Origin of the sequence: Streptomyces sp. NRRL WC-3605 (genome assembly GCF_001509795.1) — a bacterium.
Taxonomy (GTDB): domain Bacteria; phylum Actinomycetota; class Actinomycetes; order Streptomycetales; family Streptomycetaceae; genus Streptomyces; species Streptomyces viridochromogenes.
Window position 1 is genome coordinate 104743 of the sequence record NZ_LLZN01000045.1, and the last position, 14845, is coordinate 119587.

The 14845-nt window shown below is 72.6% G+C and carries 12 protein-coding genes; 3 read left to right on the plus strand and 9 right to left on the minus strand.

Going from position 1 to position 14845, the window contains the following annotated elements; translation table 11 throughout:
- Window positions 1–55: 55 nt before the first annotated feature.
- Window positions 56–943, minus strand: coding sequence for an SDR family oxidoreductase (locus ADL34_RS10525; protein ID WP_062672553.1), 888 nt, complete (start codon window positions 941–943; stop codon window positions 56–58).
- 88 nt (window positions 944–1031) lie between these two features.
- Here ADL34_RS10525 and ADL34_RS10530 point away from each other — a divergent pair, with 88 nt between their 5' ends.
- Window positions 1032–1760 carry a TetR/AcrR family transcriptional regulator gene (locus ADL34_RS10530; protein ID WP_062672551.1) on the plus strand — a complete coding sequence of 243 codons (729 nt, stop codon included), beginning with the start codon at window positions 1032–1034 and terminating at the stop codon, window positions 1758–1760.
- Between the two features lie 122 nt (window positions 1761–1882).
- Here the strand turns inward: ADL34_RS10530 and ADL34_RS10535 are convergent, their stop codons facing one another.
- The 3 genes from ADL34_RS10535 to ADL34_RS10545 all read right to left on the minus strand — a co-directional run bounded on the left by ADL34_RS10535 (window position 1883) and on the right by ADL34_RS10545 (window position 7510).
- Entirely contained in the window at window positions 1883–3436 is a 1554-nt protein-coding gene (locus ADL34_RS10535) for a PTS transporter subunit EIIC (protein ID WP_062672549.1), read from the minus strand.
- A 34-nt stretch (window positions 3437–3470) separates the two neighbouring features.
- On the minus strand, window positions 3471–4412 hold the full coding sequence (gene murQ, locus ADL34_RS10540; RefSeq protein WP_062672548.1) for an N-acetylmuramic acid 6-phosphate etherase: 942 nt from the start codon (window positions 4410–4412) through the stop codon (window positions 3471–3473).
- 221 nt (window positions 4413–4633) lie between these two features.
- A complete protein-coding gene (locus tag ADL34_RS10545; protein WP_062672546.1) occupies window positions 4634–7510 on the minus strand; it encodes an FAD-binding and (Fe-S)-binding domain-containing protein in 2877 nt (958 codons plus the stop codon).
- A gap of 228 nt (window positions 7511–7738) precedes the next feature.
- Between ADL34_RS10545 and ADL34_RS10550 the strand changes: the two genes are divergently transcribed.
- Window positions 7739–8473 (plus strand): SDR family oxidoreductase, encoded by a 735-nt coding sequence (locus ADL34_RS10550; RefSeq protein WP_062672544.1) that lies wholly within the window; start codon window positions 7739–7741, stop codon window positions 8471–8473.
- Window positions 8474–8555: 82 nt separating this feature from the next.
- The gene (gene sigJ, locus ADL34_RS10555) at window positions 8556–9587 is read left to right on the plus strand and encodes an RNA polymerase sigma factor SigJ (RefSeq protein WP_079034385.1); all 1032 of its coding nucleotides are present in this window, start codon (window positions 8556–8558) and stop codon (window positions 9585–9587) included.
- Window positions 9588–9627: 40 nt separating this feature from the next.
- On the opposite strand, the gene ADL34_RS10560 is transcribed toward sigJ, so the two are convergent.
- The 5 genes from ADL34_RS10560 to cseB all read right to left on the minus strand — a co-directional run bounded on the left by ADL34_RS10560 (window position 9628) and on the right by cseB (window position 14773).
- Window positions 9628–10551 (minus strand): MurR/RpiR family transcriptional regulator, encoded by a 924-nt coding sequence (locus ADL34_RS10560; RefSeq protein WP_062672542.1) that lies wholly within the window; start codon window positions 10549–10551, stop codon window positions 9628–9630.
- Between the two features lie 94 nt (window positions 10552–10645).
- Complete coding sequence (locus tag ADL34_RS10565; protein WP_062672707.1) at window positions 10646–11515, minus strand: endonuclease/exonuclease/phosphatase family protein; 870 nt, start codon at window positions 11513–11515, stop codon at window positions 10646–10648.
- A 130-nt stretch (window positions 11516–11645) separates the two neighbouring features.
- Window positions 11646–12632 carry a D-alanyl-D-alanine carboxypeptidase family protein gene (locus ADL34_RS10570; protein WP_062672540.1) on the minus strand — a complete coding sequence of 329 codons (987 nt, stop codon included), beginning with the start codon at window positions 12630–12632 and terminating at the stop codon, window positions 11646–11648.
- A 145-nt stretch (window positions 12633–12777) separates the two neighbouring features.
- Window positions 12778–14034: a sensor histidine kinase gene (locus ADL34_RS10575; RefSeq protein WP_062672538.1), complete on the minus strand. Its 1257-nt coding sequence runs from the start codon at window positions 14032–14034 to the stop codon at window positions 12778–12780.
- Window position 14035: 1 nt separating this feature from the next.
- Window positions 14036–14773: a two-component system response regulator CseB gene (gene cseB / locus ADL34_RS10580; RefSeq protein WP_062672536.1), complete on the minus strand. Its 738-nt coding sequence runs from the start codon at window positions 14771–14773 to the stop codon at window positions 14036–14038.
- Window positions 14774–14845: the final 72 nt, after the last annotated feature.

Sequence of the window (14845 nt, forward strand, 5' to 3'; positions counted from 1 at the left end):
CCCCGAAAGGTGCGATGCACGCTCGCCGCTCCTGAGGACGGAGGACGCGGTTCGGTTACGAGGCGGTCCCCTCGGCCGGGCTCTGTTCGGCCCAGGCGCGCTCCAGCAGGGCACCGAAGGGAGCCGGCTCGCGTCCCGTCAGCTGGGCGAGGGTGGGGTCGACGGAGGTGAACTCACCGCTCCGGGCCGCCGCGAAGATGCTGAGCAGCAGGTCGGTGAGGGATTCCGGTGTGCCGTGCGTCAGCATCTGCTCGCGGAACACCTCGTCGGGGACGACGGTACGGGTGAACGGCCGTCCGGCGGCCTTCGTCGCGATCTCGGCGACCGTGGCGAAGTCGAGTGCCGCCGTGCCGGTGAGGGGCGGGGTGGGCCCCTCGAAGCGGCCCTCGTCGGTGAGGATCGCGGCGGTGGCCTCGGCGAGGTCGTCGTGACCGGTCCAGGCGACGGGTCCGTCGGCGGGGAGGGCGATGTCGCCGGTGTGGCGGGCGGCCTCCAGGAACTGCAGGGCGCTGGACGCGTAGAAGCCGTTGCGCAGGGCGGTCCAGGGCAGCCCTGTGGCGCGCAGCAGGTCCTCGGTCTGCGCGTGGTCGCGGCAGGGCTGGAACTGGGAGTGGTGCGCGGCGCCCATCTGGCTGGTGTAGAGGATGCGGCCGACGCCTGCCTTCACCGCGGCGTCGATGGCGGTTCGGTGGCCCGCGACGCACTCCTCGCCCGCGCGGTCGAGGGAGACGAGGAGCAGTTGCTCGGCGCCCTCGAAGGCGTGCACGAGCGAGGCGGGGTCGTCGAAGCTGCCCTGCCGGACGCGGACGCCGCGGTCGGCGAGGTCCTGGGCCTTGCGAGGGTCGCGGACGCTGACGCCCACGCGGTCGGCGGGAACGCGTTCCAGGAGGCGTTCGACGACGCGCCGGCCGAGCTTTCCGGTGGCTCCGGTCACGATGATCACGGGGTTCTCCCAAGCTTGTTTCCAGTGGAATCACTTAGACGCTAACACTGGAATATCAGTGGAAGCAACGTGGCGGTATCATCGATTCATGACCACGCGCGACACGGCCGACAGCCCCCGCCGCCGCATCGTCGAGGCCGCCGTCGAGCTGCTGGAGACCGGCGGGCCGGACGCGGTGAGCACCCGCGCGGTCGCGTCCGCCGCCGGGATGCAGCCGCCGGCGATCTACCGGCTCTTCGGTGACAAGGAGGGGCTCCTCGAAGCCGTCGCGGAGCACGGCTACGCGCAGTTCCTGGAGAGCAAGCGCGCGCTGCTCGACCCCGCACCGAAGGACGCGGTGGAGGATCTGCGCCGCGCGTGGGACACCGTCGTGGAGTTCGGCGTCTCGCGTCCTGAACTGTTCGCCGTGATGACCAGGGCGACCGGGCGCGGGGCGGACCAGGCGCACCGCGCCGGCCTGGAGATGCTCTACGGCCGGGTGCGCCGGCTCGCGGCCGCCGGGTGGCTGCGGGTCGACGAGGAGCTGGCCGCCCAGATCATCCAGGCGACCGGCCGGGGCGCCGTCACCACCTGGCACTCCACCCCGGCGGAGCGGCGCACGCCGGCGCTGCTGACCGCGTTGCGCGAGGCCACGATCGCCGCCGTCACCCACGCCGAGCCGACGGTCCCCGCCACGGAGAGCGGCCCCGCCGGGGCGGCCCGCGCCCTGCGTGCCGCGCTCCCCGACGAGACGGACGTCCTCAGCGACGCCGAGCGGCGGCTGCTGCGCGAGTGGCTGACCCGGCTGGCCGCGGACGGTGGCGCCCCGCAGGCGTGACCGGTGGGAGTTCTTCACGGCGGAAGCCGGGGCGGTGAGGGACTGACGGGACGCGTCGTGGGGCGGTCACCGTTCGGCTGAACGGTGACCGCCCCACGGTCGGTTCCTGTGGCTCCGGCGTGTCAGCGGGCCGGGACGCCGGCCGGTGCCGGTGCCTCTTCCTTGGCGGTGGCCGGGCTCGTGGCGGTCGCGGCGTCCGGTGCGGACGGTTCGGACGACGCGGGGGCCACGTTGAGTTCGGCGAGCATCGTCTTGGTGAAGCCGAAGTAGTACGTGGCGAGGAAGCCGCCGATGTAGCCGACGATCAGGCCGCCCGCGTACACGGCGACGGTCTGGCCGAGTCCGTGGTCGCCGTCGAGCAGCGGGAAGAGCGCCCAGCCCGACGGGCCGATCGCGGTGGAGCCGACGTCGGTGCCCAGCTGGTTGAAGAGCCCGACGAACGCGCCGCCGAGTGCACCTCCGGTGCAGGCGGTGATGAAGGGGCGGCCCAAGGGGAGGGAGACACCGTAGATCAGCGGCTCTCCGACGCCGAGGAAGCCCGGCCACAGCGCCGACTTGATGGTCCGGCGGATGGAGGTGTTGCGGTGGAGGCGGAAGTAGACGGCGATCGCGGCACCGACCTGGCCCGCGCCGGCCATGGCGAGGATGGGCAGCAGCACGGTGTAGCCCTGCTGCTCGATGAGGGTCGTGTGGATCGGGATGAGCGCCTGGTGCAGGCCGAGCATGACCAGCGGCAGGAACAGGCCGCCGAGGATCAGGCCGGCTCCGGCGCCGCCGTGCGAGAGCAGCCAGTTGGCGGCCTCACCGATCTTCGTGGAGACCTCACCGGCGAGGAACATCAGCCCGAAGAGGGTGACGAGGCCGGACACCAGCACGGTGATGGTGGGCGTGACGAGGACGTCGATGGAGACGGGCACCCAGCGGCGGCACCACTTCTCGACCTGCACGGCGAGCCAGGCCGCACCGAGGGCGCCCAGGACACCGCCCTGGCCCGGGGAGAGGTGCTGGCCGAACGCCTCCACGTTGGCGACGCCCGCGTAGACGATGATCGCGGCGACGGCGCCGCCGAGGATCGGTGTGCCGCCGAACTCCTGCGCCGTGTTGTAGCCGACGAAGACGGCGATCAGCGCCATGAACCCGGAGGCCATCGCGGCCAGCGCGGGGGTGATGCCGGGCAGCCAGCCCAGGTTGACGAGCAGGCCGTTCAGGCCGGCGATGATGCCGCAGCCGATGAGGGCGGGGATCAGCGGCACGAAGATGTTCGCGATGCGCCGCAGCAGCAGCTTGAACGGGGTGGCGTTGCGGGCCTTGCGCTCCGCGCGCAGGGCGGCGCCCTGCGCGGCGAGCTCCTCGGCGGTCACGGCCTCGGGGGCCGGAGCGCCCGCGGGGGCCGCCGCCTCGGGAGCGGCGGCGCGCTCCTCCTCGACGAGGGTCTCGAACTCGGGGGTGACGCGGGCGACGGTGCCCGGGCCGAGCACGATCTGGTAGGTGTCGTCCTCGACGACACCCATCACCGAAGGCAGCGCCTTGAGCTGTTCCTCCTGCACGAGGGTCCGGTCGTGCAGGCCCAGCCTGAGCCGGGTCATGCAGTGGGCCACCGACGCCACGTTCCCCGCGCCTCCGACGAGGGGCAGGATGGCGGCCGCGGTGTCGCGGTACTTGTTCTCGTTCGCCATGAGATCGGCCTTGCTGTGAGTAAGGGCTGGTGCGTCAGGCGGCTGCGGCTTCGAGAGCGCTGCGCAGATGTCCGTGGGCGGTGCGGAGAAGGCGCTCGGCGGTCGGCGCGTCGACGTCGCCGAGCAGGAGGAGGATCGCGTTCTTGACCTCGCCTCCGGTGGCGGCGAGCGCGGCGGAGACGGCCTCGTCTGAGGCGTCGGTCGCGAGGCCGACGATCCGGTGGGCGCGCGCCCGCAGCTTCTCGTTGGAGGCGCGCAGGTCGACCATCAGGTTCCCGTAGGTCTTGCCGAGCCTGATCATGGTGATGGTCGAGAACATGTTGAGCACCAGCTTCTGCGCGGTGCCCGCCTTGAGCCGGGTCGAGCCGGTCAGGATCTCCGGGCCGACGACGACCTCGATGCCGTGGTCGGCGGCCGCAGCGAGGGCGCTGCCGGCGTTGCAGGACAGTCCGACGGTGAGCGCGCCGAGGGAGCGGGCGTACCGGACGGCCTCGACGGCGTAGGGGGTGCGGCCGGAGGCGGAGATGCCGACCACGACGTCGTCGGCGCTCAGCTTCAGCGCGTCGAGGTCGAGGCGGGCTCCCTCCTCGGAGTCCTCGGCGCCTTCGACGGCGGTGACCATGGCGGACGGGCCGCCCGCGATGAGGCCGACGACCTGGGAGGGGTCGGTGCTGAAGGTGGGCGGGCACTCGGAGGCGTCCAGCACACCGAGCCGCCCGGCGGTGCCCGCTCCGGCGTAGACGAGCCGTCCGCCCCGGGACATCCGCTCGGCCATGCCGTCGATCGCGGCGGCGATCTCGGGCAGCCGGGCGGCGACCGCCGCGCTGACGGTGGCGTCCTCGGCGTTCATGCGGCGGGCGATGTCCAGCGTGGTGCGGCGGTCGATGTCCGCCAGCTCGGGCCGGTACGCCTCCGTGGCCAGGGTGGCCAGCTGGTCACGCAGCACGGCGTTCCCGACGGCGTCTTGGGTGGACATGGGCGTTCACGGCTCCTGTGGTTCGGGCGTTTCAGAGGGCTGGGGCGATGGGGGCGCAATTCCGTCATACGTGACGGAAGCCGGTTCGACTGGCCTGTGTGACACGAGAGACAGCGTCCGAAACTTTCTTTCACTATGCCTCGGTGCCATGAAACATATTTTCAGACCACGGGTGCGTCAAGACCTCTGGCGCGATCACCGGGTCACGCTCCGCGCACGGCTCAGGCGGTGGCCTCGTCGAGGAGTTCGAGGATGTGCCGGTACGGCCGCCCCGTGGCGCGGGTCATCCCGATCTCGCAGGTCCGGTTGCAGGACGCGTAGGCGTCGTGGGAGCGGCTGTTGATCTCGGCGGCCTGGCGTGCCGTGGCCGCCTCGGTGACCTCGGGATGCAGCAGTCCCCGGTCCCCTGCGAAGGCGCAGCAGCCCCAGGAGTCGGGCACGGTGACGTCCGGGCTCAGGACGGCCGCGACGGTCCGCAGGGCGTCGTCGGCCCCCAGATGGGTCGTCGAGCAGGTGGGGTGCAGAGCCATGGACGCCAGGGGCCGTACGGCGGGGAGCGACGGCAGCAGCCGTTCGGCGGTGAAGGCGACGCTGTCCACGAACCGCAGGGCCGCGTAGCGGGCGCGGTCCTGCTCGGGCAGCGCGTCGGCGAGCCGTTCCAGCCCGTGCGTGCACGAGGACGCGTCGCAGACGACGGGCAGCCTGCCGTGGTCGGAGGCCGCCCACAGGGCGTCCAGCGTGCGCGCCGCCATGGTCCGGTGCCCGCGCGTGTACCCCTTGGACTGCCAGGGTGTGCCGCAGCACAGGCCACCGAGACCGTCCGGCACGGCGACGGGCACCCGCGCCCGTTCGCACAGCCGCAGGAACGCCCGCGCCGCTCCCCCGGCGCCGTCGCCGCCCTCCTCGGGGGCGAAGAGACTGCCGATGCACGCGGCGAAGAAGACAGCCTCCGCTCCGTCGGGATGCCGAGCCGCGGGCCGCGCGGGTCCGCTGCGCGGCATGTCACCGGTCCACGCGGGCACCAGCTCTCCGGCGCCGAGGCCGCGCAGCGCCTTGGTCGCCGCCCGGGTGAGGGGCGGCGGGACGGCGTGGGCCGCCTTCAGGGCCGTACGCACTCCCGTGACCGTGCCCTGCCAGTGCCGCGCGACCTGGTCGGCGACGCCCTGGGCCGTGCGGCCGTGCCCGTCGGCGCGCAGCCGTTTCATGACCTCGCCGGTGTCGATGTGGACGGGGCAGGCGGTCACACAGAGGCTGTCGACGGCGCAACTGGAGACGGCGGCGTAGCCGTAGTCGTCCTCCAGGGCACGCTTGCGGGCGTCGTCGCCCGCCGCGTCGGCCACGGCGATCTCGCGCAGCAGGGCGATGCGCTGGCGCGGGGTCGTGGTGGCGTCGGCCGTGGGGCAGACGGGTTCGCAGTAGCCGCACTCGACGCACGCGTCGACGGCCGGGTCGACCTGCGGGACGCTCTTCAGGTTGCCGAGGTGCGCTCGAGGATCGTCGTCGAGCAGGACGCCGGGGCTCAGCATCCGGTGCGGGTCGCACAGCCGCTTGAGCTCGCGCATCACCTCGTGCAGCTCGTCGCCGTACTGGCGGCGGACGAACGGTGCCATGGCGCGCCCGGTGCCGTGCTCGGCCTTGAGCGTGCCGCCGGCCCCGAGGACGAGGTCGACCATGTCGTCGGTGAAGCGGGCGTAGCGCTCCAGCTCCCCGTCGGAGTCGAACTCCTGGGTGAGCATGAAGTGCAGGTTGCCGTCCCGGGCGTGCCCGAAGATCACCGCGTCGTCGTAGCCGTGCCGGGCGAACAGGTCGATCAACCCCTCGCCGGTGGCGGTGAGGTGGTCCATCGGCACGGCCACGTCCTCCAGCAGGGCCGTCGTGCCTGGGCGGCGCGCCCCGGCGACCGCGGTGTAGAGGCCCTTGCGCAGCCGCCACAGCCGGTTCCGCTCCCCCGCGTCCCGGGTGAGCGCGGCGGGGGTGAGCGTGGGCAGCAGCCGCAGCGCGGGCTGCGCGGCGGCGACGGTGTGCTCCAGCCCCTCGGCCTCGTCCTCCGCGAACTCGACGAGCAGCGCGGCGTGCCCGGTCACGGTGAGCCCGCGCAGGGCCTCCACCGGGTCGCCGGACCGCTGCGCCACCCGCAGGGAGGCCGCGTCGAGGAGTTCCACGGTGCGGGCGCCCGCGGCGAGCAGGACGGGCAGGCAGTCGGTCGCCTCGGCGAGGCCCGGCAGGACGAGCAGGCCCGTGGCGGTGTGCGGCAGGAGCGGGACCGTACGGAAGACGGCCTCGGCGACGAACCCCAGCGTGCCCTCGCTGCCGACCATGAGCCGGGCCAGCATGTCGGCCGGGGTGTCGTGGTCGAGGAAGGAGTTCAGCCCGTAACCCATGGTGTTCTTCATGGCGAAGAGCCGTTCCACCGTGGCGCGCGAGGCGGCCGAGCCACGCACACGGTCCCGCAGCCGCAGCAGCCCCGCGTGCAGGTCGGGCTCGCGCGCCCGCAGTGCCGCGTCGGCGTCGGCGTCCGCCGTGTCGACGACGGTCCCGGACGGCAGGACGAACCGCAGGGACTCGATGGTGCGGTAGGCGTTGTCCCGGGTGCCGCAGTTCATGCCACTGGAGTTGTTGGCCACCAGGCCGCCGATCGTGCAGGCGCTCTCGCTGGCCGGGTCCGGGCCGAGCCGCCTGCCGTGACGGGCGAGCCGGGCGTTGGCCTGGCGGACGGTCAGTCCGGGCTGGAGCCGGATGCGGCGCCCGTCGTCCAGGATCTCCGCGTCGCGCCAGTGCGTACGGACGTCGATCTGGACGCCGTCGCCGCCGGCCTGACCGGCGAGGCTGGTGCCGCCCGAGCGCAGGGTCACCGGCACGCCCGCCTCGCGGGCCCCGGCCATCAGCGCGCCCACCTCGTCCGCCGAGGCCGCGCGTACCACCGCACGGGGGGTGAACAGGTAGGGGGAGGCGTCGTGGGCCGCCGCGATCCGGCGGGGCAGCGCGGTCGTGACACGGGCCGGGTCGGCCACGCACGAGGCGAGGAAGCGGGCCAGCCGCTCGTCCGAGGGGGGCGGTGTCGCGGCGGCGGACGGGACGGAGGCGGTGGGGTGGCTCATGGCTCCTCGGCGGCGCGGCCGGTCGGCGGGTCGCGCGGGACGACGGTGGGTCACGGGAGTATCAGGAGCGGACGCACCGGATGTCAATAACTTTCAAGCGGATGCGTGCGATGAAAATTAGTTACATGGAGTGGGTCTGCTGAGCGACCCGGGCGACCTCACATCCGTCCGGCCTGCGTCGTCATGTCGGTGAGGGCGGCGACCGGCGCCCCGGAACGGAGAGCGGACATGAAGGTTTTCATCGCTGGTGGGCGCGGCCGCGTGGGGTCCCGCCTCGCCGACACCCTGGAGGCCAAGGGCATCGAGGCGGTCCCGGGAGGGCTGGAGGACGGGATCGACGTGCTCTCGGGCAAGGGGCTCGCGGAGGCCCTCGTGGGAGTCGACACCATCGTGAACGTCCTCAACACGCCCCGTTTCGACGCGGAGGGGGCGATCTCGTTCTTCGAGGGAGCGATCGACACCCTCACGGCGGAGGGCGAGCGGGCCGGCGTACGCCATCACATCGTGCTGTCCATCGTCGGCGTCGGGGAGGGCGACGCGTCCGAGATCGGGTACTACCTGGGCAAGGTGGCCCAGGAGAAGGCCGTGCGATCCGCTTCGATCCCCGCCACCATCATTCGGGCCACGCAGTTCCAGAGCTACATCCCCGTCCTCATCGACCAGCACACCGTGGACGGAAAGGTCCACGCTCCGAGGTCCTACATCCAGCCCGTCGAGCTGGACGAGGTCGTCGATCTGCTCGCCGAGGCCGTCACCACGCTGGAGCCGGGAAGCGAGATCGAGATCGCAGGGCCCGACCGCTTCTTCCACGACGACCTCTTCCGCGCCACTCTGGCGCATCGCGGAGACCGTCGTGAGGTGGTGACCGTGGAGGGACAGGGGCCCATCGAGGCCATGGTTCCGCGCGGCGCGCACCGGACCGGCATCGTGCGATACCCGATTCCAGGGATCCCCACCGTCTGAATGCGATGATGAAGAGTGGCGCGCAACGCTGACCGCCGTCGAACAGTTCAGGCATGTGCGCTCCCATGGGAAAGGGTGTCCCGTGCCGGAAGATGTTTCCGCGGAATCAGCGGATTTCGAAAAGGCCGAGCGTGAGGATCCACGGGCTCTCGATGCGGTCATGGCGGAGCGCCATCGTCTGCTGTCGCTGGCCTTTCGCATGACGGGCACCCTGGCCGACGCCGAGGATGTCGTGCAGGAGACATACGTCAGGTGGTACCGCCTCGAGCCGGACGAACGCGACGCGATCGCCACGCCCGCGGCATGGCTGACTCGTGTGGCGAGCCGCATCTGTCTCGACCTGCTGGGTTCCGCGCGCGCACGGCGGGAGACGTACGTCGGGCAATGGCTGCCGGAACCTGTCCCGGCCGACCTCTTCGCCGGCACGGCGAAGGCGCCGCTGAACTCCGGTCCTCCCGCTGCCGATCCGCTGGAACGCGTCACCCTCGACGACACCGTCAGCATGGCACTGCTGACGGTCCTCGAGGCCATGACGCCGGCAGAGCGAGTGACGTTCGTGCTCCACGACGTGTTCGGGGTCCCGTTCGACGAGATCGCTCGTGTCGTCGGCCGTTCGGCCGCAGCCACGCGGCAGTTGGCGACGTCCGCACGGCGGCACGTTCGGCGGGGCAGACGCGCACAGGTTTCTCCGCGCCACCATGATGAGGTCGTTCGGGCATTCCGTGACGCGACGGTCGGAGGGGACATCGAGGGCCTGCTCCGCCTGCTGGCTCCGGACGTCGAGCTTCGAGTCGACGGCGGCGGTTTCGTCAATGCCGCGCCTCGGGTCATCCGCGGGTCGGATCATGTGGCCCGGTGGTTCATGGGCGTGATGCGCAAGCAGCCCGCGCTCCGTCTGGAGCGACGCGATACAGCTGACGGACTCGGGTTCATTCTCCGAAATGAGGAACACCGATACGGAATTGCCACCTTCGACGTCAGTGACGACGGCGTCACGAACGTGTGGCTGATGGTGAATCCCATGAAACTGACGAATTGGTCATCGCCCGAGCCACATTCCGTCACGCATGATTCTCCGTCGGCACGCGCGGGCCGGGATCGTCCAGATGGATGATCGAGCCGGTTGAGCCGATCTCCGAGGTGGCGGCCCGCTGTTACGGGTGGCGCTTCCGGCGGCGTTGCACGGCCGTGTACGTCTCCTGGAGCGCCTCCGCCGCGGCATCGTAGGAGCGCTGGGCCACGGCGACGAACAGGCAGTCGATCAGGGCGAGTTGGGCGATACGGCTGACCGTGGCGCCGGAGCGGAACGGGGTTTCGCGCGCGGATGTGGTGAGGACGAGGTCGGCCGCCTCCGCCAGGGCCGACTGCGGGAAGTTGGTGAGGGCGACGGTGGTGGCGCCCCGGGCGGCGGCCACGGTCAGGGGTTCGACGGTGTCCTCCGTCTCACCGGAGTGGGAGATGCCGATCGCCACGTCGCCGGGGCCCAGCAGGGCGGTCGCCGTCAGGGCGGCGTGCACGTCCGTCCACACGAACGCGATGTGCCCGATGCGATGCAGCTTCTGGTGCAGGTCCTGGCCGACGAAAGCGCTGGCGCCGACTCCGAAGATGTCGATGCGCCGGGCCTCGGTGATGGCGTCGACGGCACGGCCGAGGACCGCCGGGTCCACGCTGCGGGCGGTCTCGTCGAGTGCGCGGACCTCGTTGTAGATGATCTTCTTGACGATCTGTTCCAGGCTGTCGGTCGGGTCGATGTCGGTGCCGAGCACCGACCGCTCCCCGCCCACGGCCCGCTCGTGCGCGACCGCGGCGGCCAGCGCGAGCCGCAGCTGGGGGTAGCTGCCGAAGCCGAGGGTCCGGCAGAACCGCAGCACGGTGGCGGGCGACGTGGCGGCCTGTTCGGCGAGCGCCCCGATGGAGAGTTCCGAGCTGCCGGCCGGGTCCGCGATCACGGCGTCCGCGACCCGCCGCAGGGAAGGGGGCAGGGTGGGCCTGCCCGCGCGGATACGGGTGACGGCGTCGGCTCCGCTCCCACCGGAGGGGGTGCGCTCCGGCGTCGAGGGCTCGTCCCGGCGGCTCATCTGCTTCCTCCTCCACCGGACCACGGGCGCTTGCACACCGCGACTGGCAGTTAATCACAACGCCGGCGAGCGCCCACCTCGGTCCATGACCTGGTCACGGCCCTCCGCGCAGCCGCAAGGACGCCGCCACCGGCAGATGATCACTGTCCGTGGCCGGGAGAGTCCAGGCCGACCGCGGCTCCAGCCCGCGCACGAGGATGTGGTCGATCCGGGCCAGCGGGAACGAGGCGGGCCAGCTCAGGCCGAAGCCCTTCCCCGCCACGTCCTGGGCGGAACGCAGGCGCGAGGTCAGGACGGACAGGGCGTTGTCGTCCGTGGTGCCGTTGAAGTCGCCCACGACCAGGGTCCGGGCGAGTGGTTCGGCGCCCAGCGCGGCGGCGAGACGGCGGGCACCGGCGTCCCGTGCGTCCGTGCCGAACCCCGACGTGACGCCGAACCGCACGGACGACAGATGGGCGACGTACACGGCGACCGGCCCCTCGGGCGTGCGGACGGTGGCCCGCAGGGCGCGCGGCCAGGGCGCGATGTCGACCGTACGGGCGTCGGCGACGGGATAGCGGCTCCACAGGCCGACCGTGCCGTGCACCGAGTGGTACGGGAGCCCGGCGGCCAGCTCCCGCTCGTAGACCGGGGTGTCGTCCCCCAGCTCCTCCAGAGCCACCACGTCGGCGCCGGAGGCGGCCAGGGCGCGGGCCGTGCGGGCCGGGTGCGGATTGTGCTCGTTGACGTTGTGAGTCACCACGGTCAGGTCCCCGCCCGCCGCGCGTTTGTCGGTACAGCGCCCGCCGAAGAGGGAGCACCACACGATCGCGGGCAGCAGCAGGGCCACGGCGGCCGTGGCGGAGCGCCGGACGACCGCGCAGGCGAGGAGCGGCGGGACCGCGAGGCCGGTCCAGGGCAGGAACGTCTGGACGAGGCTCCCGAGGTGTCCGGGCCGGTCGGGGATCAGGGAGGGCCCCAGCATGGTCGCGGCGGCCAGGGCCGCGAGCAGGGCGATGATCCGGCCTCTGCGCCAGATGCCGTCGTACCGGTCCGGGCGCCTCGGAGGGGCGGGGGTGACCGTCGAGGGGTCGAGGAGTGGGGTCACGGCCGCCTCACCGGCTTCCGGCGGCGGTCGCGGACACGGGCTCGGTGCGGGACATCCGGTGCCGTACCGCCTCGACGAGTGCGCGGCTGCTGTCGAAGACCGCCCGCAGGCCGTCCTGAGGGCTGGTGCCGGCGCGTTGGTGCAGGACGACACCGAGGGCGAGGTGCTCCCGTCCGCGCCGGTCGGGCACGGTGACCGCCCACATCAGCGCGCCGCCCGCGGGCGTGCTGGAGCCGGTCTTGATGCCGATCACACCCGGGGTGTCCAGCAGCGTGTTGGTGTTGGGGAGGGTGCGGGGTGCGCCCGGAACGGTGGTGCGGGGCTGGGCGACGACCGACCTGAACGCCTTGTCCCGCATGACCTGGCGGGCCAGTTCCAGCTGGTCGGCGGCGGTGCTCGTGGTGCTGGGTTCGAGACCGCTGGCCCCGGTGTAGGTGGTCCGGCGCATGCCGAGCGCGTCGGCGGCCCGGTTCATCTTCGTCACGAACGCCGCCTCGGAACCGGCGTCCCAGCGGGCCAGCAGCCGGGCGACGTTGTTCCCCGACGGGACCAGCATCAGTTCCAGCAGTCGCCGTTCGCTGAGCCGCTGCCCCCGCTCCAGCGGGACGGTGGACTCCACGCCGGAGACGGACTCGTCGGCGGCCTGCTGGTCGACGGTGATCCGGGGGCCGGACGTGCCGTCCCGCAGCGGGTGGTCGCGCAGGATCACGTACGCCGTCATCACCTTCGTCACGCTGGCGATCGGCACCGGTGTGCGCGAACCGTGGGAACCCAGGTCGCCTCGCTCGCCGAGGCCGTCGATCCGGACGGCCGCCTGCCCTTCCCGGGGCCAGGGCAGCTTCCACGACGACGTCCGAGGGGTGCCGGTGGGGTCACCTCCGTCGAGGACGGCGGCGCCGAGCGTAAGCAGGCCGACCAGGGACACGGTCCCGGTCGTGAGGAGCAGGGGACGGCGTCGTAGGGGGCGGAGTGCGGGCTCGGACGTCGGGGGCATGGGGGGGCACCTCCACAGGGCACGGGGCGCGGCGTTCACGCACACCGGTCACTGTGGGCGGGCCCGATGTCGGGCTGATCGTGGCCGGGTCTTCGCTGCCGCTCGGCCGTGCATCCGTCGTGTAACGGGGCCCGGGGAAGGGGCGTCAGGCGGTGGCCGGCAGGCGGAGGGTGGCCACGGCGCCGCCGTCGGGGGAGTTCGCGAAGGACAGCTCCGCCCCGATGACCCGGGCCTGGCCGAGGGCGATGGTCAGACCCAGGCCGTGCCCGCGGCCGCGTTCCGGTGTCCCGGTGCGGAAGCGCTGGGGTCCATCGGCGAGCAGGTCCTCGGGGAAGCCGGGGCCATGGTCCCGTACGGTCACCGTCGTGTCCGCGACCGTCACCTCGACGGGCTGCCGGCCGTGCCGGTGGGCGTTGACGACCAGGTTGGTGACGATACGGTCCAGGCGCCGTGGGTCGGTCTCGACGCACGCGGCGTCGTGCGTGACGAGCGGGGTCTCCAGCCCCGTGCGGCTCAAGGACTCGGCGACGGCCTCCGCCAGCGGCACGGGGCGGGCGTCGGCCCGCTCGGCGCCCGCGTCGAGGCGGGAGATCTCCAGCAGGTCCTCGACGAGCGTCCGCAGGACGTGGACCCGGTCGCGGACCAGCTCGGTGGCCTCGCCCTCGGGCAGCAGACCGCTCCCGGTGACCAGGCCCATCAGCGGGGTGCGCAGTTCGTGCGCGACGTCGGCGGTGAAGCGCTGCTCCGTGAGCAACCGCTGGTGCAGGCTGTCGGCCATCGAGTCGACCGTGGCCGCGATGTCGGTGATCTCGTCGCCGCCACGGCCGCCGGCCTCGGTGCGGGCGGTCAGGTCACCGGCGGCGATACGGCGTGCGGTGTGCGCCACGCGCCGCAGCCGGCGGTGCGGGAGTTCGGCGGCGAGCGCCGCGAGCGGCACCACGACGCCGAGCGTGAGCAGCGAGTACTTCCACATGTGCCGGTCCAGGGCGCGGCGGGTGAGCAGGTCGCTGGTCATGTCGGTCTCCGCGGCGACGGGCTCGCCGTGGTAGGTCTTCGCCGCCCACATCGACGGGTGGTCGCCGGGGCCGTCCGCCTCGTACCACGTGACGTACCCGCCGCTCGTGTCCTGGCCGCCGCGCAGCCGGTGCAGCAGTTCGTCGGGCAGTTCCCCGGGAGCCGTGTGCAGCCCGGCGGGCGGGGTGCCGTCGCGCTGGTAGTCGTCCAGGGCCTGGTCCAGTGCCGCCACGGCCTTGGCGCCGCCGTCGTTCATGGACCGGTCGAGGGTGCTGGTGTGCACGAGCCGGCCGACGGTCAGCGCGACGGCGCAGCAGCAGACGGCGACGAGCAGGGCGATCTTCCAGCGCAGCGAACGCCAGTTGCGCAGGTCGCGGAGGGCGTCCATGTCAGCGCCGCAGCTTGTAGCCGAAGCCGCGCACCGTCTCCACGCGCTCGGCTCCGATCTTCTTGCGCAGCCGTTGCACGCACAGGTCGACGACGCGGCTGTCGCCGTCCCAGCCGTAGTCCCACACGTTGCGCAGCAGGGTCTGCCGGTCCAGCACGATGCCGGGGCTGGCGGCGAACTCCAGCAGCAGCCGCAGTTCGGTCGGCGCCAGCGCGACGGCACGCCCCGCCACGGAGACCTCGAGGCCCGCGGTGTCGATGACGAGGTCGCCGAAGACGAGCCGGGTGCCGGGCTCCGGGGACGGGGGTTCCGGACGCGCGGAGGCCGCGGCGGTGCCGTCCGGGGTGGGGGCGTAGACGGCACGCCGCAGGAGCGAGCGGATACGGGCCACCAGGACGGCGGTGTCGACGGGCTTGACGACGTAGTCGTCGGCGCCCGCCTCCAGGCCGGAGACGACGTCCAGTGCGTCGCCGCGCGCGGACATCATCAGGATCGGGTCCATGCTGCTCTCCCTGATCCGGCGGCACAGCCCGATGCCGTCGAGGCCGGGCAGCATCACGTCGAGCAGCAGCAGGTCGTGGCCGCCCTCCCGGAACAGCTCCAGGCCGGTCAGTCCGTCGGCGGCGCCGGTGACGCGGTAGCCGTAGCGCTCCAGCGCCAGGGCGAGCGACCTGCGGATCACCTCGTCGTCCTCGACCAGCAGGATCGACACGGGTGCCGGGGTGTCCCCGTCAGCCATGGGGCCCGACCTTCCTTCCGTGCCGTGCGCCGTCCGCGTCACCCGCGGCGGCCTGTCGTTCGAATGCGCATT